This is a genomic window from Microvirga sesbaniae (genome assembly GCF_025460805.1).
In the GTDB taxonomy this organism is placed as follows: Bacteria; Pseudomonadota; Alphaproteobacteria; order Rhizobiales; family Beijerinckiaceae; genus Microvirga; species Microvirga sesbaniae.
The window spans coordinates 6074-6994 of the sequence record NZ_JAMXFJ010000083.1 but is presented as its reverse complement, the minus strand read 5'-3'; the positions used below and the strand labels follow the sequence as shown (position 1 = coordinate 6994).

General features: G+C 56.2%; 1 protein-coding gene. It reads left to right on the top strand.

The genetic code is table 11. The annotated features are described in order from the left end of the window. Positions 1–168: 168 nt before the first annotated feature. Positions 169–867, top strand: coding sequence for an IS6 family transposase (locus tag OCW50_RS32455; RefSeq protein ID WP_262300351.1), 699 nt, complete (start codon positions 169–171; stop codon positions 865–867). Positions 868–921: the final 54 nt, after the last annotated feature.

Below are 921 nucleotides of genomic sequence, written 5' to 3'. Positions count from 1 at the left end.
CATCCAATCCGACATACTGCTTCATGAGGATACTCTCCGTTGGCTTCCAGTTTGGCCTGATCACATCAGACCCTACTTTACCGTCGAAGGGCACCAGGCCCGGAATAACCCCATGTTGCATTAACCTCGGCCGTATAGCGAGGAGCGGTTCATCAAGGATTCGCTCCCGTGTCTCTGTTCAAGCGCCGTCGCTTCCCAGTCGAGATGATCCTGCTGTGCGTGCGCTGGTACTGCAAGTACGGGATCAGCTATCGCGATCTGTCTGAGATGATGCAGGAGCGCGGTGTCAAAGTAGACCCATCCACCCTCTTTCGTTGGGTGCAGCGCTATGCTCCGGAGATTAAGAAGCGGATGCGACCATACAAGGGTCATCGTTCAGGCTCATGGCGCGTGGATGAGACCTATGTACGAGTAGGCGGACGCTGGCGGTACTTATTTCGAGCAGTCGATAAACACGGTCGGTTGATTGCCTCCATGCTGGCCAGTCGGCGTGATACCGGAGCGGCTTATCGCTTCCTTCGTAAAGCCCTGCGGGCGGTGAGCGACTATCCTCCCTCAGCCATCACGACGGACAAACTGGCTTCGTATCCAAAAGCCATCCGGCGCTTGCAGAACGAAGGATTGCTGCCGCAGGATGTCGAGCATCGGACCTCGAAATATTTGAACAACATTCTTGAGGCGGATCACGGCGCGCTCAAGCGCGTCATCCGGCCGACACGCGGCTTCCAGACGATGAAAACCGCCGCTGCAACCCCGATGGGTTTTGAAACCATGCGCATGATCCGCCGCGGTCATTACAACAAGCAAGGATGTCGAGCGACAGGCGAAGTCCGTCTCTTCAATCAGCTCTTCGGCCTTGCAGCTTGAACGACCCGTTCGACGGGGTTCGTTATGCCCTTTTCAAGTTACTGCAACGGTGCC